Source organism: Aequorivita sublithincola DSM 14238, assembly GCF_000265385.1.
GTDB classification, from domain to species: Bacteria; Bacteroidota; Bacteroidia; order Flavobacteriales; family Flavobacteriaceae; genus Aequorivita; species Aequorivita sublithincola.
This window is the reverse complement of the sequence record NC_018013.1, coordinates 106,566-130,240: the sequence shown is the minus strand read 5'-3', so window position 1 is coordinate 130,240 and position 23,675 is coordinate 106,566. Positions and strand designations below refer to the sequence as shown.

Genomic DNA, 23,675 nt, shown 5'->3' with positions numbered 1-23,675 from the left:
ATGTCATATTTTAAAGGCGTTTTCAACAATATTTTTGAACCATAAATTTTAGGTATGAACATCATTTATATGCTATTAGCAATCAGTGTTTTTGTGGCGCTCATCTTTTTTGTACTGTTTATTATTTCGGTGAAAAAAGGCCAATATGATGATACCTACACCCCTTCTGTACGAATGCTTTTTGATGATGAATTGGTAAAAGAAGGTCCTTCAGTAAAATGTAAAACTTCAGATAAACACTCAACCAATCCCAAAACCATCTCTGCACACGAGCAGGAATAAACCAACGAACACTATGCAAACAGAAAAGTTCTATTACGACAATCAGATTGTCAAAAAATTTATCAATGCGACCATTTTTTGGGGTCTCATTGGTATGAGCGTCGGCTTGTTGCTGGCATATATGTTTTTGTTCCCGAATATGACTGAAGGCATTTCTTGGCTCAGTTTTGGGCGTTTAAGACCATTGCACACCAATGCAGTTATCTTCGCCTTTGTTGGGAATGCAATCTTTGCTGGGGTTTATTATTCTAGCCAGCGCTTGCTAAAAGCACGTATGTGGAGCAATTTTTTAAGCAACCTAAACTTTTGGGGATGGCAAGCTATTATTGTTGGAGCTGCCATTACGCTTCCTTTGGGTTACACAACTTCAAAAGAATATGCCGAATTAGAGTGGCCTTTTGATATTGCTATCGCAGTAATTTGGGTGGCTTTTGGAATAAACTTAATTATGACAATGGTTAAAAGACGCCAACGTCACTTATACGTTGCGCTTTGGTTCTATTTAGGAACTTGGGTTACCGTTGCCGTTTTGCATATTGTGAACAGTATGGCAATTCCTGTAACCGCTTTAAAAAGTTACTCAATGTACGCAGGCGTTCAAGATGCGCTTGTTCAGTGGTGGTATGGGCATAATGCGGTTGCGTTTTTCCTTACTACACCATTCCTTGGTTTGATGTATTATTTTGTACCGAAAGCCGCCAACAGACCAGTATATTCTTATAGACTTTCCATTGTTCACTTTTGGTCTTTGATCTTCATATATATTTGGGCTGGACCACACCACTTGTTATACACCGCACTTCCAGAATGGGCGCAGAACTTGGGTGTTGCCTTTTCGGTAATGCTTTTGGCTCCGTCTTGGGGAGGTATGATTAACGGTCTTTTGACGCTTCGTGGCGCTTGGGACAAAGTTCGTGTAGATCCAGTTTTAAAATTTTTCGTAGTAGCCATAACAGGTTACGGGATGGCAACTTTTGAAGGCCCGATGCTTTCGCTTAAAAATGTTAATGCCATTGCACACTTTAGTGATTGGATTATTGCACACGTTCACGTTGGCGCCTTGGCCTGGAACGGATTCCTAACTTTTGGTATGATCTATTGGTTGGTTCCGCGACTTTTCAAAACAAAATTATATTCCATTAAATTGGCGAACGCACATTTCTGGATAGGTACTTTAGGAATCATTATGTACGCACTACCAATGTACGTTGCAGGGTTTATGCAGTCTTCTATGTGGAACCAATTTAACCCAGATGGCAATCTTAAATATCCAAACTTCCTAGAAACGGTAACCCAGATTATGCCAATGTATTGGATGCGCGCCATTGGTGGAACGCTCTTTATAATTGGAGCATTTATAATGCTTTACAACGTAATTATGACTGCCAGAAGAGGTAGTAAAGTTACAGATGAACTTGCCGAAGCAGCACCGCTAACACCAGTAACCAAAAGACAAACTGCAGGTGAAGGATGGCACACTTGGTTAGAGCGACGTCCAGTTAAATTGACGATTTATGCAACTATCGCAATTTTAATTGGGGGAATGGTTCAGATTATTCCTTCGTTGATGGTTGATGATTATGTACCTAAAATTACTAGTGTGAAACCGTACACACCTTTGGAATTAGAAGGACGTGATATCTACATTCGTGAAGGCTGCGTAAACTGCCATACACAGATGATTCGTCCTTTCAGAAGTGAAGTGGAACGCTATGGCGAATATTCGAAATCGGGGGAATTTGTTTATGACCACCCATTCCTTTGGGGAAGTAAACGGACAGGCCCAGATTTACACCGAATTGGTGGAAAATATTCAGACAGTTGGCACTTAAACCATATGTACGAACCTCAGGGTACTTCACCCGGTTCCATTATGCCTCGCTATACTTGGTTGATAACTTCAGAATTGGACAAATCAGACACCGAAGCAAAAATGCGAGCCTTAGTTATGCTTGGAGTTCCTTATTCCGAAGAAGAAATTACAAACGCCCAAAAGTTGATGGACGAGCAAGGAGCTAAGATTGAAAAGAACCTTTATGGTGATCCTGATTTTGAAAAAACCTATGAAGCAGATAAAAAATATGCAAAGGATAACGGTGAAGATTTCATAGAAATGAAGAACCGCGAAATAGTCGCAGTAATAGCATATTTGCAACGTTTAGGAACCGATATTAAAGTAGAAAATGCTGAGGATACTTCAGCCAAAACCGAATAGTTATGTTGAGATTTATAAAAGGAAATTTAGAAAACATAGACGACGTTCAAATATATCCATTGATTTCACTTTTGATATTTTTCGTCTTCTTTGTTGTGCTTTTTTACTGGGTATTCACAGCGAAAAAGGAACATATCACTGAAGTGAGCAATATTCCATTGGAAAACGATACTAACAACCAAAACGACGAAATACTATGAAAACCACAGCATCATATTTAAGGGTCATCGGCTTTATGATCCTCGCCTTTTTTCTACTGGAAATCATTGTTGAGTCTGGAGATAGTTTGGCAATAGTAAAATATCCAATCATTTGGGCAGTCTTGGGGATGGTGTTTTTCTTCGCTATTGCTTTAGAAATAGTTGCAGCAGCATTACACCGCATTTTATTTGCGGGTTTAAATGAAGAAGCAAAAGAGCGATACATTGCTAAAGAAGCTTTGCGCGAACAAAACCAGTTTGGATGGTTTAAAAGAAAATACGTTGAAATGCTTGGAGCCAAACCTGTTTCAGAAGAAGGAGAAATTGTGTTAGACCACAACTATGACGGTATTCGTGAGTTAGACAATAACCTTCCGCCTTGGTGGACGTATCTTTTTTATATTTCCATTGTTTTTGCGGTTGTTTATTTTGTGTATTATGAAGTCTTTGATGGTCCAACCCAAATTGATGAATATGAAGCAGAAGTAGCAATAGCAAAGGAAGAAATGGCCGAATACAAGAAAAACAATAAGGATTTAATAGACGCAGAAAACGTTGAGCTATTAACTGAGCCTGCCGATCTTGCAGCAGGAAAAACAATTTTTGGCGAAAACTGTGTAGCTTGTCATAAAGATAATGGCGGTGGCGGAATTGGTCCAAACCTTACCGATGATAGTTGGATTTTGGGTGGCGGAATTAAAAATGTATTCCACACCATTAGCGAAGGAGGCCGCGCCGGAAAAGGGATGATTCCATGGAAATCTGACCTAAAACCAGGTGAAATTGCACAAGTTGGCAGTTATGTTTTGAGTCTTCACGGAACAAATCCACCAGATGGAAAAGAGCCAGAAGGAGATGTTTGGAAAGATGAAACCGCTTCGGCAGAGTAAAATTCAATGTTCAAAATTCAAGATTCAATGTTCAGTGACGAGATACTTTTAACTACGAACAATTAACAAATAACAACTAACAATTTGGATACTCCAGAAAACGAACATTTCCGCGATACTTTAGGAACAATGACCGAAGAAGGAAAAAGAGCTTGGGTTTATCCTAAGAAACCTTCGGGCAAACTGTACCAATACCGAAAATATGTGAGCTACATACTGCTTGCATTTTTGTTCGCGGCACCTTTTGTGAAGATTAACGGCAACCAGTTTTTGCTTTTCAATGTTTTGGAGCGTCGTTTTAATCTCTTAGGGTTTCCATTTTGGCCACAGGATTTTTACTTGTTTGTTATTATGATGCTCATAGGCGTTGTATTCATAATTTTCTTTACTGCGGCTTTTGGTAGAATTTTTTGCGGCTGGATCTGTCCACAAACCATTTTTATGGAAATGGTTTTCCGACGAATAGAATATTGGATAGATGGCGATCGAGGTGCACAGATTCGTTTAGCGAAACAAAAATGGGATGCTGAAAAGATTAGGAAACGAGTCTTAAAATGGATCATTTTTTTCGTTATTTCGTTTTTGATTGCAAACATCTTTCTTGCTTATTTCATCGGCAGTGACAGATTGATTCAATATGTTTTTGAAGGGCCTTTAGACCACGTTAGTACGCTGATTTCACTATTTATTTTCACAGGAGTTTTCTATTTTATTTTTGCTTGGTTCCGCGAACAGGTTTGCATTATTGCTTGCCCTTACGGAAGGTTGCAAGGTGTGCTACTCGATAACAAATCCATCGTTGTGGCTTATGATCATAAGCGTGGCGAAAAAGAAGTGGGACGTGCAAAATTCAAGAAAAACGAAGATCGTGAAGCATCTGGAAAAGGAGATTGTATTGATTGTTTTCAATGCGTAAACGTTTGTCCAACCGGAATAGATATTCGTAACGGAACGCAGTTGGAGTGCGTAAACTGCACCGCTTGTATTGACGAATGTGACACTATTATGGAAGCCGTAAATCTTCCAAAAGGATTAATTCGCTATGCAAGTGAAGAAAATATAGAAAAGAAAGAACCCTTTAAGTTCACGCCACGACTGAAAGGTTATACTGCAGTTTTGGTTATATTAATTGGTGTTCTTTCAGGATTATTGTTTTTGCGAAGTGATGTGGAAGCTAGTATTTTGAGACTTCCAGGACAGCTTTATGAACATAAGGATGGTAACATTATCAGCAATGTTTTCACCTATAAATTACTGAATAAAACCACGAAAAATATTGAGGATATTCACTTTAAACTGAAATCTCCCAAAGGAAAAATTCACACCGTAAAACAAGGTGAACTAACAGTTCCCGCACAGGATTTAGCCGAAGGGACACTCTTCATAGAAATAAACAATGCAGCGTTGAGCGGCGATAAAAATCGGGCCGTCATAGAAGTTTATAGTGGCGAGGATTTAATTGAAACCACAAGTGTCACGTTTTTAGGGCCTAGAAGTTATAAATAGTTGGGTGCTTGATGACGGGTGACCGATGACCGAAACAACCTGCAAGGTGTTCCCCACTTTTTTAGCGGGGCTCCTTGTAGGTTTAAATTGAAGATTAGAAATAAATAATATGAATAATCAATAAATAATAATGCGATGAAGATAAATTGGGGAACAGGATTGGTGATTGGGATGGCGCTTTTTATAGCCTTTATTTTATATTTCGTTATAAGAATTAGTATTGATGAACAATACGATTATGATTTGGTGACCGAGGAATATTACAAAAAGGAAATGGTTTATCAACAGGAGATTGATGCTGAGGAAAATTCAAAATCATTAGATGGTAATATTTTCGGTGAAAAGGTAGCGGAAGGATGGATGCTCACTTTTCCGAAGAATATTGATTATTCAAAAATAGAAGGCACCGTTTTTCTTTACAGACCGTCAAACAAGAAGTTAGATTTTCAAATTCCGTTGAATCTTTCCAGCCCAAACTTACTTATTGAAGACCAAAAAATGATAGCCGGAAGATGGAACACCACCGTACAATGGAGTTACGAAGGAGAGGATTATTTGTATAAAAGCAAAATTGTTTATTGATAGGAAAGTTTATGAGTTTAAAGGTTTAAAAGTTTAGTTTTTACAGATAACAGATAACAGATAACAGATAACAGATAACAGATAACAGATAACAGATAACAGATAACTGAATGCTATACACCGCACTTATATTTGGCTTATTAGGTAGTTTTCACTGCGTGGGAATGTGCGGCCCTATTGCATTTTTATTACCAGTTGATAGAAATAACCAAGTAAAGAAACTTGGACAGATATTTCTGTATCACTTCGGAAGAGTTTTGGCTTATAGCATTTTAGGCTTTGTTTTCGGGTTGGTGGGTAAAAGTTTAAACCTTTTCGGATTTCAGCAACAGCTTTCTATTATTATTGGTGTTTTGATGCTTTTGGTGATTTTTCTTCCGCAGAAAACTTTTAATAAGTACAACTTCTCAAAACCAGTTTATAAAATTATTTCAAAAGTGAAATCGGCGTTGGGGAAAGAACTTAAAAAGAAAACTCCTGATACCTTTTTAACCATCGGTTTTCTGAATGGTTTTCTTCCTTGCGGTTTAGTTTATATGGCTATTTTTGGAGCAATCGCTTCAGGAAATGCTTTGCAAGGAAGCCTTTATATGGCGTTATTTGGCTTAGGGACTATTCCTTTAATGACTTCGGCAATATATCTAGGAAACTTTATAAACGGGCAAGTACGCCAGCGAATTAGACGCGCAATTCCTATTTTTGTAGTAATTATTGGCTGCCTTTTTATAATTCGCGGCTTAGGTTTGGGAATTCCTTATGTATCGCCAAAACCAATGACTGAAATTGTAGATGCCAATCAAAATTGCGCTCCGATGCTTTCAGAAAACGAAACAATTAATAACCAATAAAATATTTAGACTATGACAAATTCAATCTTACCACTTGCCAATTGGGGAATGGGAACCGCAATTATAATTTTCTTTGCAGTACTTTGCGTCGCAATGACAGTCCTAGTTCTTAGCTTTGTGTTTAAAGGAAAAAAGAAGGAAGACAATCAAGAGGATAGTTTGTAGTTGGTAGAAAACTTAGAATACTTTTTTTAAAGTAAGATTAAATTCTACACTACAAACTACCCGCTACCCACTTTTTCACTATTTGGCTAAATCAATAATAGCCTCAACCGTTTCCTTATTGTCCACACCAAGACCTTCCTGTTGATGGGCAAGTTCGCCACCTTGATCAAAAACGCTGATAATGTTTGAGTGGGAAAAATCCAAGGGGGAAATTTGTTTGTAGTTTACGGCAAGCACTGCTGCAAACTCACGAGTGTCTTCTTCAGATCCACGCAAGAAAAGCCATTTTTCATCTTCCATTTGGTTCTCTTTTGCAAAAGCAGTTAATCGTTCTGGAGTATCTGTTTCAGGGTCTATGCTCACAAAAACAAATTGTACTTCATCCTTTTTGTCTTCTGGAATTTGCTTTTCAATATTACGCATATCCGCAACCAATCGTGGGCAAGCAGCTTTGCAGGAAGTGTAAATCATTACCATTGCCAAAACTTTTCCTTTAAGTTCTTTAAGTTCTATTTCGTTACCATCCTGAGTGGTCCAATGGGAGGGAAGGTTGTAGATAGACATATCAGAAATTTTGTTGCTATCAGTGTTTTCTTTAGTGTTTTCAGCAGTTGTTTCCGAATCTTTTTTTGAAGTGTTATTGCAGGATATTGCAAATACTGAAAGTACAATTAAAATATATTTGAAGTTTTTCATAATAATTTGATTTTTAATTTTTTAAATAATGACGTTAGTCGATAAGACGTAAGATATTAGACTAAAAATTATTTAAAATTTGTCTTAAGTCTTAAGTCTTAAGTCTTAAGTCTTAAGTCTTAAGTCATAAGTCGTTTTGTCTTAGGTCTATTTTTCAATATCCTTTGCGCAACGGAAGCCCAAATTTTGGGACGAATAACGAGCTTTCATACTTCCACGAAATGCAAAGCGCATAAATGCCGCATAATTCATTAAATCTGAAGCGCCAATTGCCGCGCTTCCGCAGAAAAGGTTGGAATCTTTATCTACGTCTTTTCTAGACTCTCCAGAGATAAGTACGGTATTAAAATCTTGGGTCCATTCCCAAACCAAACCGTGCAAATCATAAATTCCCCAATAATTTTTGAATGTTTTTCCAACTGGGTTATTGTAGGTTTTAGGTGTTTCATACCAACCTAAAATATATTGATTGTAGGATTCTATTTTTCTGGCGTCGGGAACAGTTTCATTGGCCATTGCAGCATATTCCCATTCGTCCATTTTTGGTAAACGTTTGCCTTGACAATCGCAATATTTCTTTGCAGCAAACCAAGATACATTGGTCGCTGGAGCGTTTGGAAGTCCGCTGTAGGTTTCGTCATTTTGCCATTTGGTTAAATAACTCTTGTCTGCAAATAATGCTTTAGTATTACTTTTTTTCCATTGCGGATTTTCTTTTACAAACTTTAAGAAATCTGCATTGGTCACAGGATATTCATCCATCAAAAAAGCATCAACTTTAACGGTTTTACCTTCTGCACCATATAGTGGAAGATAAACACCGCCCTTTACTAAAGCCATTTTATCATTTTGAGCTGAGAGCTTACAAGACAATAAAGCAATGACTAGGAAAAGGGCGGTGCTATAAAATTTCAATTTAAACAATAGTTCTATTTGTTTCTAACGGCTTCCACCATTGCAGGAGTAACGACTGTTTTGTTATTACCCCAGCTGTTATAAACGTAAGTAAGTACGTTGGATACATCTTCGTCAGAAAGAGCTTGAGCAGTCATAACGCTATTGTATTTTTTACCGTTTACAGTTATTTCGCCTGTTTTACCGTGTAATACAATATCTATAGCACGATCAATATCTGCATTTAGGTAATCTGATTTTGCCAAAGGAGGGAACGCGCCCTCAATACCAGAACCGTTGGCCTGGTGACAAGCAACGCAGGTTGCCATATATTTATCTTTACCAAATTTCATTTGATCTTCAAAGCTTAATAATTTCACTTCTTTTTCACCTTCATCTTTCTTATTTCCAGTAGGCATGGATTGAATTACACCACCCTCTGGAAGATAAATACCATCGTGGATCTCTCCAGAGTAAATGTTTTTCTTTTCTTCACCTTCCACCTTAAGCATTGCCAAAGCACCTTTGTTGAAGGCTCTAAAAATAGAGTGATCCACAAGTATAAAAGTTCCGGGAACATCCACGCGGAACTCCACAATTGCAGCACCACCAGCAGGAATCAAAGTAGTTTGAACATTTTCGTTAATTAAATCTCCACCCTCAACGTGAACTCTATCAAAAATTTCTCCAATCACGTGGAAAGAGGAAACTAGCCCTGGTCCGCCATTACCAACAAACAGACGTATTTTTTCGCCAACTTTTGCAGTAAGAGCGTTGTCACCAGTCATTGCGCCAACGTGACCGTTGAAAACTACATAGTCTGCTTTTTCGTCAATAGCCTTCTGCATATCGAACGCCTGTAAACCACGCTCACCATATTTTCCTTCGGTGTAAAAATCACCTTGCATAATGTAATATTCTTTGTCCACAGGTTCTAATCCACCTTCTGGCTCAACTAAAATTAGCCCATACATTCCGTTGGCAATGTGCATCCCTACTGGTGCAGTAGCACAATGGTACACATAAAGACCTGGGTTAAGCACTTTAAAAGAAAATACTTTTTCGTGCCCTGGAGCCACAAAAGAAGATTCGGCACCACCACCAGGACCGTTCACAGCGTGAAGGTCAATATTGTGAGGCAATTTATTGTCTGGGTGGTTTTTTAAGTGAAATTCCACTTCATCACCCACACGGGTTCTGATGAAACTTCCTGGAACGGTTCCGCCGAAAGTCCAGTAAACATATTTTACGCCACTGGTCATTTCGCCTTCACGTTCTTGAATTTCAAGATCGACGATTAACTTTTTTGCCATACGCTTTCCTACAGGAGTTGGAACGAATGGGGGCGATGTAAGTTCCGCTATCATTTCTTGATTCACGGGAATATCTACGGTGTCGTTGTATTTTTTGTCTGATTGGTCGTTAACACAGCCCGTTAAAAATACTGCCGTGCTCAGGCCAAGCAGCATTTTGGTTACAGTGGTTTTGTTGATTTTTAGTTTCATTGATTGGTTGTTTTAAAATTGATATTATTTCTTGTTTTTAGTTTTTAGAATCTGATTTTTGCCAAGTAAATAGAACAGGATCAATGGTTAACATTAACCAAGCCCAATTGTTGGTATTTCCGTCAAAATTGTTTTTTACAGTTTCTATGCCTTTTGAAGCAAAAAATTGTGAATAACCAGCTTGGACACCCACAAATTCACTCAATTTGTACGAAGTTACTAAATCCATCTCGAAACCCAAATTTTCTGAGACTTCGTCATTTATTGTCGTAGCAGCAAAAAATTGATGCGCTGCAAGATTAAGGTTTAATTTTGAATTAAAAGTATATTTCGCATTTCCGTAAAAATCAATTAGCCCTACATTATTAATATGGTTGCCAACATAAAAATAATCCATAAATCCATTGAATTTATGATTAGTTCCATAGAGAGGATTGAAAGCCTTATTTTTTCCGTCTGTTGGTTTTCCGTACTTGTTTCCGCTTTGTAGTTCGCTACCTAAGCCAATCTTGAGGTTTTCGGTTGCTTCGTAATTTGCTTCTAAAGAAAGTAGATACCCGCTTAAATCATTATCAGAAATATCTTTTCCTAGCTGGTAATATAGGTTGGAAACAAAGTTGAATTTGTTCATTTTGGCCTTTAAATGAAGTCCAGCGGTTTGACTGTATCGTGTATCATTTTTAGTTTCATCTATTTCATCAATAAATTGCAAACCGTTATTCAGCAGCAAAAAACTTGCAGAAAACTGCTCCCAATCTTTATGAAGCCATACATATTGAAGGCTTTTATACGTATTCGTTTTAAGAATATTTCCAGTTAAGGTTTCTCCATCTTGATTGTAAGCTGCTCCAAAATGAAGCTTCATATATTTGGGTTCAAATTTTACAATTGCAGCATCGTGGCTTCTGGCTTGTTGTGCCCAGCCAACATTTCCGAAGAAACGCTGATCGTCATAAACAATTTCTTGTCGTCCTAATTTTAATGAAAGTTCGTTAACCAATTCAATTTCTGCCCAAGCTTGATGAAGCGAAAATCCGTTTTGGTCTGCTACATTCAGTTGCGGAACATCGCCCCAAACCCGAACATCCTGAGTACTTAAATAAAAATGAAGCTTTTCAGTTTTATAGCCAAAATTCAATCTTGTTCTTTGTGAAACGAAAGCAGCAGGTTCTACATCATTTGGGAAAAGTGTCTTGTAACCGTGACGAAATTCAAACCTCGGACGAAGCTCCGCATCTACTGTAAACTGTGCATAACTGTTGGTTAAGCCAAAGAATAAAATTACGAGAAAAACACTTTTAGAGAAATTCATTGAAATTGTTTTTAATTTCTGATACAAAGGTCAGTATTGATGTTTTAATCAAATATGATGAATATCAGTTTTTCATTTTTTTTAAGAATAAATTAAATGGTCATTGAAAATAGTTGTGTTTCTGGCTGGCTACGTTGTAAGAGCACATCAAAAGCCATACAAACATTGCGAACAAATGGTCTTCCTTTTTCAGTGATTTGAAGTTTTTCAGAATAAATTTTCACTAAACCATCTTCCTCCATTTCTTTCAGTTTTAGAAGTGCTTCCGGTAATTCTTTAAATTGAAGCGATGCGTCTTCCCAAGAAGTTTCCAATCGACACATCATATTTAGAATATGTTTTCGAATTATAAGGTCTTCTTCATTTAGCATATGACCGCGATAAACAGGAATAATTCCTTGGGAAACCAAGTCTTGATATTCTTCCACATTTTTTACGTTTTGTCCAAAGCTGTACCAACTGTCGCCAATGGCGGAAACACCTAAACCAAGCATTAATTGCGTTTTGCTTTCAGTATAACCCATAAAATTTCTATGTAGGTTTTTTTCTTCAACAGCTTTATATAAACTATCGGTTTTTAGGGCGAAATGATCCATCCCAATTTCAATATAACCAGCTTCCTCAAGCATACGTTTTCCAGTTTCGTACATTTCCCGCTTTTCTGCAGCGCTTGGCAAATCTTCATCTTTAAAACCGCGCTGACCGTTTCCTTTTATCCACGGCACGTGTGCGTAACTGTAAAAAGCGATTCGGTCTGGCATCAATTTCTTTGTTTTTTCTATGGAATAAATTACGTGTTCTTTCTTCTGAAAAGGCAATCCAAAAATAAGGTCGTGACCTACGGAAGTATAGCCAATTTCGCGAGCGGTTTTAGTAACACGTTCCACATTTACAAACGGTTGAAGTCTATGAATTGCAATTTGAACTGCGGGATTATAATCCTGAACACCATAACTCACTCGCGTAAAACCGCAATCATAAAGCGTTTGTAAATGATCGCCTTTGGTGTTGTTTGGATGTCCTTCAAAACTAAAGGATGGATTTTCAGCCATAGTTGCATCGCGAAAAATTCCTTTTAAAAGCAGACGTAAATTTTCAGCAGAAAAAAAGGTTGGCGTACCGCCACCGAGGTGCAGTTCTTTTATTATGGGGCGTTCTGGCAAGATTTCAGTATAAAGTTGCCATTCTTTTAAAACAGATTCTAGATAAGGAGTTTCTACGCCGTGATTTTTAGTAATCCGCTTGTTACAGCCACAAAAAGTGCATAAACTTTCGCAAAAGGGAAGATGGATGTAGAGACTGATTCCTTCTTCAGTGTTGCTTTCATTAAAACTTCGGACTATATCTTTCTTCCATTCACTCAATGAGAAACCTTCATTATTCCAGTATGGAACGGTTGGATAACTTGTGTAACGAGGTCCGGGAACGTTGTATTTTGAAACTAAACTATTTTGCATGGCTTTTTTGAATTCTGCTTCAAAATTACCTTTGCTTAAAAAACTATAAAATGATAATTGTCAGTTTAGATTTTGGAAATGATACTTTTTTTGCCACGAATGCACGAATATTTTACACGTAATTATTCGTGAATTCGTGGCTAAACTTTTCTGGTATTCAGCAAAATCCACAAAATCAATCCATCCTTAAAGTCTTCTCGAATTTTGGTGAATGCAATCCGCATTTGAGCTTCCACGGTTTTTATTGAAAGATTCAATTGATCCGCAATTTCCTGATATTTTAAACCTTCCAGTTTCAGTTTTAGTATTTCTTGGCAGCGCGGAGGAAGGGTTTCAATAATGTTACGTAAACGTTCTGTGGCTGCTTGCAAATCATTTTCTGGACGGTTTTCCTCTTCTTCCAAAGCTTTATATTTAAGCTCTTCTAGCAAAGTGGATTGCTTATTTTTCTGCCGAATGGTTTTCAAAAAAGAATTATAACCCATCTTAAAAAGATAGCTTTTCACAGAAGTATGAACATCAATTTCTTCGCGTTTATTCCAAAATTTTACGAAAGTGGTTTGGGCCAATTCTTCAGCGGAATCAAAATCTGGGGTGTAGCTTCTAAGGTAGGCGCAGAGCGGCCTGTAGTATTTTTCAAACAAAGACTTGAACGCTCGTTCATTTCCTAGTTTTATATCTGCTATCAAATGGTCATCATCCATTGGTGTTTTTGCGAGATTTCGGTGTCGAAGTTAGGAATATTAAAAATAATGAAAAAAAACTTAAGGGTAAATCATTTATTATGCATCATAGCGGTATAAAAGAGAAAATTTAGTTTTGAAAACACTTATAATTAAATATTTAAACGAAACCATTTCCGAAGCAGAAAAACTTCAGCTTATTGAATGGTTACAAACTCCAAAAAATCAAAAAACTTTTAAGGAGTTCGTTAAAATAAACCATCGTCTCAACAAGCTTTCAGCATCTGTGGATTCTGAAACTGCTTATTCTAAGTTGATGACGAATCTTTCAGCAGTAAAAATAACTACCCCTATTAGAAAACTTATTCCTCATTGGCTGAAATATGCCGCTGTTTTTGTGGGAGTGGCCATTTTAACTTACGGTATTTATTTGAATTCCCCGCAAAAAAATGCCTTTATGGACGCTCCCCAAATTACTTTACAACTAGAGGACGGCAGTATTAAAATTATTGATGAAAATAATAATTCCACGATTGTAGATGCGGACGGAAATATAATTTCAGAACAAAAACAAAATGAACTTGTTTATGGAAATGCTACTCCTGAAGAAACTTTGCAATACAACACTTTGAATGTTCCTTATGGAAAAACTTTCAAACTTGTGCTTTCCGACGGTTCGCAAGTTGTTTTGAATGCTGGAACAAAACTTAAATACCCCGTCAATTTTATAAAGAGCGAAAATCGCACGGTTTTCTTGGATGGAGAAGCTTATTTTGAAGTTGCCAAAGATCCATTACACCCTTTTATAGTGAATACGAAAGATATGGATGTTGAGGTTTTGGGAACACATTTCAACGTAACTTCTTATACCAATGACCAAAAAACGTATACTGTTTTGGTTGAAGGAAAAGTGGCTGCACACAGTAAACTCGCAAACAATGATACAAAGATCATTAGTCCTAACGAAAAGGCGGTTTTTGAAAACGAAACTTTGCAAATCGTAGAAGTAAATGTTGCCAAATATGTTGCGTGGGTTCAAGGTGAGTTGGTTTTTGTAGATGATTCTTTTAAAGTTATAGCCAACAAATTAGAGCGAAAATTCAATGTAAAAATTGAAAATAACTATCCTGAACTCGCTAAAATATATATTACAGCGACTTTCAAAAATGAAACTATTGAGGAAGTTTTAAAGACTTTCCAAACCTATAAAAATTTCGACTATTATATTAAAAATGGGACGGTTACTATAAACAAGCCTAAAAAATAGAAACATATTTAACCAAAAAAAGGAAGATGCGCCAACACCTCCCTTTAATAAAAGTGATTTAACCTTATTTCCAACAAAGTAAAACCGATGTAAAATTATGAAAAACGAATCAATCAGAGGTGTGCTTCGGTACATTTTCAACACCAATCATTTAAAGATGAAACTCACTTTCACATTATTACTTGTCAGTCTTTTCCAGATGAACGCTACCAATGGCTACGGACAAGGAAAAAATGTTTCTGTTATTGCAGACGGAGTGCCACTCACTCAGGTTTTTCAAATTATTGAAGATCAAACCGACTTTCATTTCTTTTATAACAGTAAAGATGTAAACGTTCGTAAAAGAGTGATTTTTTCTGCGGAAGACAAGCCGGTTATAGAAGTATTGCAAGGCCTTTTTAGTAATAGCGACATTTCCTACCAAATTTTAGGAAAGCAAATTGTGCTAAAAAAGACTTCGAATCCTTCAGGACTTAATATTATTTCATCTTCATCTACTGCGCTACAACAACCTATTCAAGGAACCATTACCGATAAAACGGGAATGCCTTTGGCTGGTGTAACGGTTCTTATTGAAGGTACAAATAAAGGAACGGTAACAAATTTTGATTGACAGTACACGATTACTTTGGCTGATGGTCAAAACGTTTTGGTGTTTTCTTCTTTGGGTTATAAAACCGAACGTTTCGAAGTAAACGGTAATATCACCATCAATCTCGTGATGACTGAAGATTTAAGTCAGTTAGACGAAGTTGTGCTAATTGGTTATGGCGAACAAAAACGTGAAAATGTTACAGGCGCAGTTTCTTCTGTTAACACGGAAGAAATAGTACAATCATCTCTAGGAAATATTGGTTTTGATCGCGCTTTGGGCGGATTGGTAAAAGGGGTTCAGGTATCTCAAGGAAGTGGCCGTTTGGGATCGCCAGTGCGTTTAAACATTCGGGGTATTACTTCGCCACTATCTTCATTCAATCTCAACCAACCGCTATATGTTATAGATGGGGTTGCTTTTAATATTGATGGGTTGAATGGTGCTAATCCACTATTAACTATAAATCCTAACGATATTGAGCGTTTTGATATATTAAAAGATGTTGCTGCAACTTCTATTTATGGTTCTCGTGGAGCAAATGGTGTTATTATTGTACAAACAAAACGTGGAAAAAAGGGACAAAAACCTACAATTAGTTTTACCACTTCCACAACTTTGGCTGAGCCAATAAACACATTAAACGTTCTTAATGCGAAACAATATAGAGCGTTTTACGATCAATTAATTGGTAACTCTGTTGATGCGATGAATGCGGGCCAATTGGATCCATTCTTCAGTTTTGACCTTAATAATATTGGAAATGTAGAACTGGATTTTTCAACCTTTGAAGTAAATTATGACGGTCTACGTGAGGACTACTTCGGAAAAGCTGATACAAATTGGAATGATGTTGTTTTTAGAGATGTTGCAATTACAAAACAAGCCAACTTTAGCATAATAGGTGGCGGAAATAAAAGCAGATATTCATTAAGTCTTTCCGGAATAGATCAAGAAGGTCTTACTGTAAAAGATGAAATGAAGCAATACAATTTAAGTATGTCATTGGATAATGATGTAAACGATTATATTAAAATGGGTGGTTCTGTAAGTGTAAGTCATACCAAAACAGACTCAGGAGAAGATGAAGGTTTTGGACAATACAATATAAACACTTCAATTGCCAAAGCACGTCCAGATCTTCCAGTTTATAATGAATTTGGGCAGCTTTATGGACAGCCTGATTATAGTTATGGTTTTGAGACTTTAGAGCCAAACCCTTTAATGCGTTTACAGAATGTAAATCTTAAAAAATCATACAACTTTATTGGTAACAGTTATTTAGAAGTTGAACCAATTGAAAACTTGAAAGTAAAAGCAGATGTGAATGTTGCTGTTTTCAATAATACGAGCAGTGTTTTTATCCCAAAAATTACACAAACAGACTTTGTGATATTTCCAAACGATGCTTATTTAACTGAATCTGATGGAACGGTTTCCAATGTTACCACAAATCTTACTGCTAATTACGATTTCAAACTATCCAACCACCACTTTAATATTCTTGGAGGTTTTGCGTGGGATAGAACAAATTTTGATAATTCAAGTCAGTTTTACGCAGGTTTCCCAGATGATGAGGTGCTAATTAACGCCTCTTCAGCAGAATCTGTTATAGGATATGCTAGCAGCCGCGTTGAAAGCGGATTAAATTCAGTTTTTAGTAGATTAACCTATAACTATAAAAATAGGTATAACGCGACCATAAATTACAGATCAGATTCTTCGTCTAAATTTGGACCAGGAAACAAAAGAGGAAACTTCCCATCACTTTCCGCAAGTTGGAATATTGCCAATGAAGATTTCCTTTATAACAATGAAAAGATAAACATCATTAAACTTCGTGCAAGTTTAGGTCGTGTAGGATCTACAAACGTTAGAGATTTTGCTTATTTACCTTTCTTTGAAACCGGTTCAGGCGACATCTATAATGGAGGTTCTGCCGTAATTCCTTCAGATATCTTTCCAAACAAAAATATAGGATGGGAAACAACTGAAGAAATAAACTTAGGGTTAGATTTTGCTTTCTTCAATTCTAGATTGCGCGGTAGTGTAGATGCTTACAAACGTAAAACTGAAGGAGCTTTAGTACGTACACCTTTCCCATTGGAGTTGGGCCCAAGTACATATTTCTCCAATTTTATAGACATGACTAACAAAGGAATAGAGCTAAGCCTAGGAGGCGATATTGTTAGAACTGACGATTTTACTTGGAGTGCAAATGTAAATTGGGCTTTCAACCGAAATAAATTAGATAAAATTAATGGTGCTACCATAAGTAACTTTCTTTTAGATAATTATATAGAAGGCGAGCCAGTAGGAACCATAAAAGGGTATAAAGTTGTTAAAATCTTCCAAGATCAAGGTGAGGTAGATGCGTTAAATGCAGCTTCCCCAACTGGATTTTACGATCAATTTTCAACAAGTGTAGGCGATTATATGTTTGAGGACGTTAATGGCGATGGCGAAATTACATCCGCAGATAGAACGATTATAGGTAGCATTGAGCCAGAATATTTTGGAGGAATCTCTAACACATTTAAATATAAAGCTTTCAGTCTTTCTGCATTATTACAATATTCTGTAGGAGCCGAAACCATTTGGGACGGCGTTGCTACTGGAACATACAACAGCCAAGGCGAAAATAAGTATAGCGAATATGCTTTAAACACTTGGACTCCAGAAAACCCGAATGCTCGTTATGCGCGCGCGCTTTATACAGATCCATCTGGGAGTGGTCGTATTTCTGACAGGTACTTATTTGATACTTCCTATTTACGATTAAAGAGTTTACAGTTGGCCTATAACTTCGACGCTTATTTAATGGAAAGAATAGGTTTAGACAGTGCAAGACTTATGATTACTGCTAGCAATATAGCAACTTGGACTGAATGGCCAGGAATAGATCCCGAAGCAATTTCCGATAGAGGATCCATTGTTGACCAAACAAATGCAGAAGATCCGTATCCATTGTCAAAATCATTTTCACTTGGATTTCAACTTCAATTTTAAAAACAAAACAGATGAAAAAATATATAAACACATTTCAAAAATTAGTAATACTCGCAATTGCAGTTACAATTTCTAGTTGCAGTATTGACGATATTCAGCCCATCAATCAATTAACAGTTGAAAATACCATTCGCGACGAGGCATCTGCACAACTAGTGTTAAACGGCGTTTATGATTTGGGTCGTGAATTCGACGTTAGTTTCTTTCCACTTCATTTAGCCGGATATGGAGATGAAGGAGTATTAACAAACGGCGTAAGCGGTAGTACAGGGTTTAATACAAATGAAGTTCCTGTTGAAAATAAATTTTTGACTAATCTCTACAGCGGTCAATACAAAATAATAAATACAGCCAACTTTTTAATTCAAGAGTTGGAAGCTGGTAAAGCGATTGGAATTTCAGACGAGCGTAAAGCAGGAATGATTTCCGAAGCAAAATTTCAAAGAGCTTTTGCACATTTTAACTTGTTGCGCTATTTTGGGCAGTATTATGATGTAAGTTCTAAGTACGGTATAGTTTTGAGAACTACTTTTTCTACAGAATTAGAATCAAAACCACGTAATTCAGTGCAAGAAGTTTACAATTTAATTGAAGCAGATTTGGAATACGCCGTGGTTAATGGCCCAGTTTTTATAGACCATTTTTACAGCGGAAGTCTTGCCGCAAAAGCATTGCTTGCAAAAGTAAAATTGTACGAAGGCAAATATGCTGAAGCCGCTACCCTTGCTGAAGAAGTAATATTTAATGGTGAAGGTTATGAATTGGAATTTAGCTATACAGACATATTTCAGAATCAATTTTATTCTCCAGAAGTTATTTTCGCACCATTCTGCGGCCCTGGTGCTGAAGGTGGAACGAATATGAATGTGATAAACAGAACTACTTACAGCGAATATTTGCGTTCGCTTGCCGATGCACAAGTTGGAGACCCAAACGATGGTGATTTAACTGGTGCTGGTTCAAATTACGATCCACGCTTTAGTTTTGCATATTCCGATGACACACAGGGTGTTAATGGACAAGCAAAATATCCTTTTAACAGTTTTGCAAGTTCACAAAATAATACATTGTACCATTTGAGATTAGCAGAAATGTACTTAGTTCACGCAGAAGCCTTGACTCGTGCTGGCGGTGATACCGGACTTGCGCTTTTAAGCCTAAACACAATTCGGGATAGAGCAGGAGTGGACCCTAAAGATTTTATAGATGTTCCTACTTTATTGGAAGACATTCGTAAAGAAAAATTATTGGAGCTTTTCTATGAAAACGGTGAGCCGCTTTTTGACCTCGTGCGTTATGACATCTTGGGCAATTTGGATGCTTCATCAATCAAACCAACCCTCAATAACGAAAACAAGTTTGTATTGCCATATCCTGCTGAAGTATTGATAGGAAACAATGCGCTGGTTCAAAATTCAGGATACTAATAAACCTTTTGAGACTTAACAGTCGTCATGCTATCCCGATAGCTATCTGGAGAAGCAATCTTCCTGTTAAGTTTAATAACCCATTAAAAAAACACTAAAATGAAAAATCTATTTCTAATTGCAATTATTTGTCTTTTCGCTGCCTGTAAGCAGGAACAACCGCCAAAGGACTATGCCGTGATTCACGGAAAAATCTCAAACCCTATTGAGAATGAAGTTCTTCGACTTTTCGATCCAAAAACTTCAGAAAACGTTGTTATTAAAGTTGATGAAAACGGAGCTTTTCGCGATACGTTAAAATTAAAGGAACCAGCCTATTTCAGTGCTGTTTACAATGATGTTTTCAATGTTTATCTTGCTAATGATATGGATGTTGAATTAAATTTTGACGCTGGTAAAATTTTAAAAACGATTTCTTATACCGGAAACGGTTCAGAAGAAAACAACTTTCTTCGCTATAAGGGAAAGAAAAGTGGCGAGTTGATGGGCGAAGATTACAAAGAATACCTCGCACTTGAAACCAGCGCCTTTGATGCAAAGACTTCGGCCTATTCCAAAGACTTGACTGATAATTTAGAAAATAAAAAATCTGAATTATCTCCAGCTTTTATTGCTTCAGAAAAAGAAAACATCGCAAAATTTGAAACAGATATCCAAGCGCAGCATCTTCAACAATTAGAGATCAATGCAGCTTTGAGTCCAGGAATGAAATCCCCTGAATTTACTGATTATGTAAATTATAAAGGTGGAACAACTTCTATCGCAGACCTTAAGGGAAAGTATGTTTATATAGATGTTTGGGCTACATGGTGTGTTCCTTGCATTTATGAAATGCCTTACCTTATTGAAATTGAAAAGGAATATGAAGGGAAAAACATTCAATTTGTTGGAATTTCCATAGATCGTAAAAAAGACGAGGACAAATGGCGCAAAATGATTGTTGATAAAGAATTGATGAGCATGCAACTTTTGGCCGATAATGAAATAGATTCAAAATTTATCCAAGATTATTACATACAAGGTATTCCAAGATTTATCCTTTTGGATCCTGAAGGAATCATCGTGAGCTATGATGCGCCACGTCCTTCAGATCCTCAATTAATAGAATTATTTAATTCATTGAATATATAGTTTTTGATTTGTTTTTAGTTGGTTAGTAAGTTTTCTCGGGACTGTTCCCTGATTTGTTCCCCCGAGATTTCTAGAAAAAGGCCAAAGAATTTATTTTCGGCGGCCCTTTTTTCTACTTACTATTTCAACCTAGCAAATTACATCGAATATTCTAACATTCATATTATAAAAAAGTAAACTATGAAACATATTTTTTCGCTTAAATCACTGATCCTTTTAGCTTTATTGCTAATAGTTCAGCAATCGACAATCGCCCAAACTACTAATTCCAAATTTGAAAAAGTACAGGAATTGGATGGAGTTATAGAATATCTTTACACTCCCAACGGACTAAAAATACTTTTAGTTCAGGACAACGCCGCGCCTGTGGTAAACGTTCAAATGGTTTACGACGTAGGTTCAAAGTATGAAGTTCCTGGAAATACAGGTTCTACACACCTTTTGGAACACCTAATGTTTAAAGGAACCGAAAAATTCAATAAAAAGAAAGGTACCTCTATCGATTCTGAATTAACACGTTATGGCGCCCAGATGAACGCCACAACTTGGAATGACCGTACTAACTATTACGAAACTATTCCAAGCGATAAAATTGAACTTGCTATTGAAATTGAAGCAGACAGAATGCGCAACCTTCTTTTGTTGAAAGAAGACAAAGAAGCAGAAATGACCGTGGTTCGTAACGAATTTGAACGTGGTGAAAACAATCCAAATTCACTACTTTCCAAAGAAATTTGGGCAACAGCCTATATGGCTCACGGCTATCACCATTCCACTATTGGATGGCGTTCAGATATTGAAAATATGCCGATGAAAGTTTTGCGTGATTTTTATGACACGTATTACTGGCCTAACAACGCTTGGTTAACGGTAGTTGGCGATTTCCAGAAAGACAATTTGTTTAAATTGGTAGATTCTTACTTCGGAAAAATTTCAAAAGCAAGCCATACTATTCCACAACCTTACACAGAAGAGCCGCCACAATACGGGCCTCGTAAAATTCAAATAAGCAAAGCGGGCGAAACGAGTGTAAACACCGTGGCCTATAAAATTCCAGGAACATTACACGAAGACATTCCAGCCTTAATAATTTTGGCAGATGCTTTGGGCAGTGGTCCTTCATCAGTTTTAAGCAAGGAATTTGTAGATGCTGGTCTTGCTTATTACGCAGCGGCTTCAGCTTCACAATTTGCTGAAAATGGATTGTTTACTGTGAGTTTAGGATTTGATCCTGAAAAAAATTCAGAAGAAATGAATACCAAACTTTTGGAAACTCTTGAAAAAGTTAAGAAAGACGGTGTTTTACAAGCAGATATTGATAGAATTATTGCGAATCTAAACGCTCAAACTATTTTAGGAAGAGACGGTTCAGGAAGCATCGCTTCAGAATTGACTGAATTTATATCTGGTGGAGATTGGACGGAATACATCAACGAAAGCAAAAAACTTGCAAAAGTTACCGCTGCCGATGTTAAACGAGTTGCCAACAAATATTTAGTGCTTGACCAAAGTACTACAGGATTTTTTATTCCAAAAAAAGCTGGAGCGAATGCTGAAACTGTGGAAGGAGCTGCAAAACGCAATGCCGAAACAGACGGAAAATATTTCTACAGAAATCCTGAAATGTTTGTGGATGGATTAAATGAGGTAAAGACTATTTCAGAAGTAGAAGTTAAAGCTGTAACAGAAATTCCAAGTAATGAAGATTTCATCAGAAAAACAGTTGCTGGCATTGATGTTATTATAAAGAAAACGGGTGCTAAAGGATATGTTACTGTAGCCGGAAGTTTTCCAATTGGTGATTTTTTCGATGGAAAAAACAACGAGATGATCCCAACGCTTACAACTTCAATGTTAAGCAAAGGAACTACTAAAAACGACAAATTTCAGTTTTCACAAAAACTTGAAAAACTGGGTGTTGATATTTACGTGGGCTCAGACAATGATCACGTAAGTTTAGGTTTTAAATCCTTATCAAAGGACGTTGATACTGTAATTGCACTCTTGGCTGAGGAATTGCGCAATCCACTTTTCGATGAAAAGGAATTTGATTTGCTAAAGCAACAGTTTATAGGGAATATGCAACCAGGTCTTTCAGATCCTGGAACACAAGGAAGCATTGCTCTTACGCAGAACCTATATCCTGTTGGACATCCAAATTACACTTCGTCCATTGAAAAGACTATTGAAAATATTGAAAATGTGAAATTAGCTGATATAAAAGCCTTTCATAAAAAATATTTTGGACCAGCAGATATGCACCTTGTTGCAGTTGGAGATGTGGATACAAAAACCGTTTATAAATCTTTGGAAAATAATTTTAAAAATTGGAGCGGCGGTGTAAAGAGAACTTCGAAAACATTTGACACTAAAAAAGGTGATGCACTAGTAAAAGTTGTAACAATCCCAGAAAAGCCAAGTGCGGAACTTTTTATAGGTCAATACACGGGAATGCGACGTAGCAATGCAGATTTTCTTCCTTTTTATATTGGAAACAGCGTTTTAGGCGGTGGTTTTTCAGGAAGACTGATGCTTACCGTTCGCGATGAAGCTGGTTTAACGTATGGTATTTCTTCACGCCAAAACGGATTTACTTTTGCAGATGGTTATTGGTACATAAATGCGTCATTTAACCCGGAATTATTCGCAACAGGTGAAGACGCAACTTTGAAGGAACTTAAAAAATGGTCTGAGGAAGGTATCACCGCTGCAGAGTTAAAAGACAAAAAATCTAGTTTGATTGGTGCTTTTAAAATTGGTTTGGCCACTACTCGAGGAATGGCAAGTAACATTCTAGCAGTTGTTCAACGCGGCGAGCAACCAAGTTATATCTATGAATATCCTGCAATGTTGGAAGCTGTTACCTTGGAGCAAGTTAATGCAGCCATCAAAAAATATATTGACGTAGATAAACTAATAATTATTAAAGCGGGATCTTTAGATCAAGAAGGGAAGCCTTTGAAGTAATTAAAGTTATTATAGAATAATGTGGGTTTTTAATTTAAAGATTGCCC

Annotated in this window: 20 protein-coding genes; 14 read left to right on the top strand and 6 right to left on the bottom strand. The window is 36.9% G+C overall.

Features of this window, described 5'->3' with window-relative positions:
• Positions 1 to 54 precede the first annotated feature (54 nt).
• The 8 genes from ccoS to AEQSU_RS16735 all read left to right on the top strand — a co-directional run bounded on the left by ccoS (position 55) and on the right by AEQSU_RS16735 (position 6,688).
• The gene (gene ccoS / locus AEQSU_RS00585; protein WP_014780906.1) at positions 55 to 282 is read left to right on the top strand and encodes a cbb3-type cytochrome oxidase assembly protein CcoS; all 228 of its coding nucleotides are present in this window, start codon (positions 55 to 57) and stop codon (positions 280 to 282) included.
• Positions 283 to 295: 13 nt separating this feature from the next.
• Positions 296 to 2,497, top strand: a complete 2,202-nt coding sequence (gene ccoN, locus AEQSU_RS00580; RefSeq protein WP_014780905.1) for a cytochrome-c oxidase, cbb3-type subunit I — start codon at positions 296 to 298, stop codon at positions 2,495 to 2,497.
• Positions 2,498 to 2,499: 2 nt separating this feature from the next.
• Positions 2,500 to 2,697 carry a CcoQ/FixQ family Cbb3-type cytochrome c oxidase assembly chaperone gene (locus AEQSU_RS00575; RefSeq protein WP_014780904.1) on the top strand — a complete coding sequence of 66 codons (198 nt, stop codon included), beginning with the start codon at positions 2,500 to 2,502 and terminating at the stop codon, positions 2,695 to 2,697.
• The gene (locus AEQSU_RS00570; protein WP_014780903.1) at positions 2,694 to 3,587 is read left to right on the top strand and encodes a cbb3-type cytochrome c oxidase N-terminal domain-containing protein; all 894 of its coding nucleotides are present in this window, start codon (positions 2,694 to 2,696) and stop codon (positions 3,585 to 3,587) included. Before AEQSU_RS00575 ends, AEQSU_RS00570 begins: the two co-directional genes overlap by 4 nt.
• Before the next feature lie 84 nt (positions 3,588 to 3,671).
• Positions 3,672 to 5,093, top strand: coding sequence for a cytochrome c oxidase accessory protein CcoG (ccoG, locus tag AEQSU_RS00565; RefSeq protein ID WP_014780902.1), 1,422 nt, complete (start codon positions 3,672 to 3,674; stop codon positions 5,091 to 5,093).
• Positions 5,094 to 5,228: 135 nt separating this feature from the next.
• On the top strand, positions 5,229 to 5,675 hold the full coding sequence (locus tag AEQSU_RS00560) for a FixH family protein (protein ID WP_014780901.1): 447 nt from the start codon (positions 5,229 to 5,231) through the stop codon (positions 5,673 to 5,675).
• A 110-nt stretch (positions 5,676 to 5,785) separates the two neighbouring features.
• Complete coding sequence (locus AEQSU_RS00555) at positions 5,786 to 6,523, top strand: sulfite exporter TauE/SafE family protein (protein WP_014780900.1); 738 nt, start codon at positions 5,786 to 5,788, stop codon at positions 6,521 to 6,523.
• 12 nt (positions 6,524 to 6,535) lie between these two features.
• Positions 6,536 to 6,688 carry a hypothetical protein gene (locus AEQSU_RS16735; RefSeq protein ID WP_014780899.1) on the top strand — a complete coding sequence of 51 codons (153 nt, stop codon included), beginning with the start codon at positions 6,536 to 6,538 and terminating at the stop codon, positions 6,686 to 6,688.
• A gap of 78 nt (positions 6,689 to 6,766) precedes the next feature.
• Here AEQSU_RS16735 and AEQSU_RS00550 read toward each other — a convergent pair whose 3' ends face one another.
• The 6 genes from AEQSU_RS00550 to AEQSU_RS00525 form a co-directional block, all read right to left on the bottom strand.
• Positions 6,767 to 7,384: an SCO family protein gene (locus AEQSU_RS00550; protein WP_014780898.1), complete on the bottom strand. Its 618-nt coding sequence runs from the start codon at positions 7,382 to 7,384 to the stop codon at positions 6,767 to 6,769.
• A 147-nt stretch (positions 7,385 to 7,531) separates the two neighbouring features.
• Positions 7,532 to 8,224, bottom strand: a complete 693-nt coding sequence (locus AEQSU_RS00545; RefSeq protein WP_083834420.1) for a formylglycine-generating enzyme family protein — start codon at positions 8,222 to 8,224, stop codon at positions 7,532 to 7,534.
• 89 nt (positions 8,225 to 8,313) lie between these two features.
• The gene (gene nirK, locus AEQSU_RS00540; protein WP_014780896.1) at positions 8,314 to 9,783 is read right to left on the bottom strand and encodes a copper-containing nitrite reductase; all 1,470 of its coding nucleotides are present in this window, start codon (positions 9,781 to 9,783) and stop codon (positions 8,314 to 8,316) included.
• 37 nt (positions 9,784 to 9,820) lie between these two features.
• A complete protein-coding gene (locus tag AEQSU_RS00535; protein ID WP_014780895.1) occupies positions 9,821 to 11,095 on the bottom strand; it encodes an alginate export family protein in 1,275 nt (424 codons plus the stop codon).
• A gap of 92 nt (positions 11,096 to 11,187) precedes the next feature.
• On the bottom strand, positions 11,188 to 12,552 hold the full coding sequence (gene hemN / locus AEQSU_RS00530) for an oxygen-independent coproporphyrinogen III oxidase (protein ID WP_014780894.1): 1,365 nt from the start codon (positions 12,550 to 12,552) through the stop codon (positions 11,188 to 11,190).
• Positions 12,553 to 12,692: 140 nt separating this feature from the next.
• Positions 12,693 to 13,256 (bottom strand): RNA polymerase sigma factor, encoded by a 564-nt coding sequence (locus AEQSU_RS00525; protein WP_014780893.1) that lies wholly within the window; start codon positions 13,254 to 13,256, stop codon positions 12,693 to 12,695.
• Between the two features lie 115 nt (positions 13,257 to 13,371).
• Here AEQSU_RS00525 and AEQSU_RS00520 point away from each other — a divergent pair, with 115 nt between their 5' ends.
• From AEQSU_RS00520 to AEQSU_RS00500, 6 genes are all read left to right on the top strand, one after another.
• Positions 13,372 to 14,502, top strand: a complete 1,131-nt coding sequence (locus AEQSU_RS00520; RefSeq protein WP_014780892.1) for a FecR family protein — start codon at positions 13,372 to 13,374, stop codon at positions 14,500 to 14,502.
• Between the two features lie 97 nt (positions 14,503 to 14,599).
• A complete protein-coding gene (locus AEQSU_RS16865; RefSeq protein WP_245529095.1) occupies positions 14,600 to 15,115 on the top strand; it encodes an STN and carboxypeptidase regulatory-like domain-containing protein in 516 nt (171 codons plus the stop codon).
• A gap of 9 nt (positions 15,116 to 15,124) precedes the next feature.
• On the top strand, positions 15,125 to 18,103 hold the full coding sequence (locus AEQSU_RS00515) for a SusC/RagA family TonB-linked outer membrane protein (RefSeq protein WP_342626292.1): 2,979 nt from the start codon (positions 15,125 to 15,127) through the stop codon (positions 18,101 to 18,103).
• A gap of 11 nt (positions 18,104 to 18,114) precedes the next feature.
• The gene (locus AEQSU_RS00510; RefSeq protein ID WP_014780891.1) at positions 18,115 to 19,530 is read left to right on the top strand and encodes a RagB/SusD family nutrient uptake outer membrane protein; all 1,416 of its coding nucleotides are present in this window, start codon (positions 18,115 to 18,117) and stop codon (positions 19,528 to 19,530) included.
• Between the two features lie 99 nt (positions 19,531 to 19,629).
• Positions 19,630 to 20,661 (top strand): TlpA family protein disulfide reductase, encoded by a 1,032-nt coding sequence (locus tag AEQSU_RS00505; protein WP_014780890.1) that lies wholly within the window; start codon positions 19,630 to 19,632, stop codon positions 20,659 to 20,661.
• A gap of 180 nt (positions 20,662 to 20,841) precedes the next feature.
• Complete coding sequence (locus AEQSU_RS00500; protein ID WP_014780889.1) at positions 20,842 to 23,628, top strand: M16 family metallopeptidase; 2,787 nt, start codon at positions 20,842 to 20,844, stop codon at positions 23,626 to 23,628.
• Positions 23,629 to 23,675 lie beyond the last annotated feature (47 nt).